Source organism: Ochrobactrum sp. EDr1-4 (assembly GCF_049199085.1).
Classification (GTDB): domain Bacteria; phylum Pseudomonadota; class Alphaproteobacteria; order Rhizobiales; family Rhizobiaceae; genus Brucella.
Map to the genome: position 1 here is coordinate 1 of NZ_JBLZOF010000030.1, position 1,170 is coordinate 1,170.

Below are 1,170 nucleotides of genomic sequence, written 5' to 3' on the forward strand. Positions count from 1 at the left end.
GGTGATTTATACCCGAGTGCAGAATGTCTGCGCACAGGATTATAGAAGCCGTCAATGTATTCGCCAATGGCTTTGATTGCATCCTTACGTGTGTAGAACACAGTTCGCCATATCAGTTCTGACTTGAACGTTTTGAAGACGGTTTCCACCATCGAATTATCGTAACAATTTCCTTTGCCGCTCATGGATGGAAGCATGCTGTGCGCTTTGAGGATTTTACGATACTCATAACTGGCATATTGGCTTCCCCTGTCCGAATGCTGGATCAAACCCGGCTTTGGTTGCCGGATTGCAATGGCCTTCTTCAAAGCACAGATAGCAAGGTCCTTTTTCATTCGGTCACGCGCTTCCCAGCCAATGATGCGACGAGAATAAAGATCGACAACGATTGCCAGATACAGCCATCCTTCTGCGGTCCATATGTAACTGATATCGACACCCCATTTCTGATCTGGTCCGTCACAAGTGAAGTCCTGATCCAGAAGATTGGGTGCGACAGGCTCACCATGATTGCTGTCGGTCGTGCGTTTGAAGCGCGTTTTCTGCCGGGCTTTCAAATCATTTTCTTGGCACTCAGTCGCGCCGTGCGGTGACGACCTGCTCGAATGCATTCTTCATTCAGTTCAACATGCATTCGAGGGCTACCATAGGTTCCACGTGACAGTGCAAACTGATTACGAATGTGAGCCAGAATAATCATGTCATCAAGCTGACGACGACTGGGCAAACGATGCTTCCATGCATAATAGCCGCTGATGCTGACGCCTGCGAAAGCACATAGCCGTGATAGAGACATATGGGCCTTCTCCGTGTCGATGAACGCAAATTTCATCGACTTGTCTCCCGAGCGAAGAAGGCCGTCGCTTTTTTTAATAAATCTCGTTCTTGGCGTAGAAGCTCGTTTTCTTTACGAAGCCGGGCAAGCTCCTGGCTCATGTCCTCATGCGGACCAGAAAGCAGATCTTTCTCAGCAAAATTGCGCCGCCAACGGTCAAGCGTTGACTTACCAATCCCGAGGTCATCGGCAACCGACGAAATGCTTCGACCACTCGTCGTTAAAATCCGAACGGCTTCGCGTTTGAACTCTTCTGTAAATTCTCGCTGCTTCAATTCTAAGTCTCCTGTCAGTTTTGTCTAACAGAAGCCCTCCACTTTTGAAGGGGAAGTCCA

Annotated in this window: 1 pseudogene; it reads right to left on the reverse strand. The window is 48.7% G+C overall.

The window, feature by feature from the left end:
• Nucleotides 1–1,128: pseudogene (locus tag ACOZHT_RS24385) on the reverse strand (IS3 family transposase); the annotation flags it as partial.
• Between the last annotated feature and the right edge of the window lie 42 nt (nucleotides 1,129–1,170).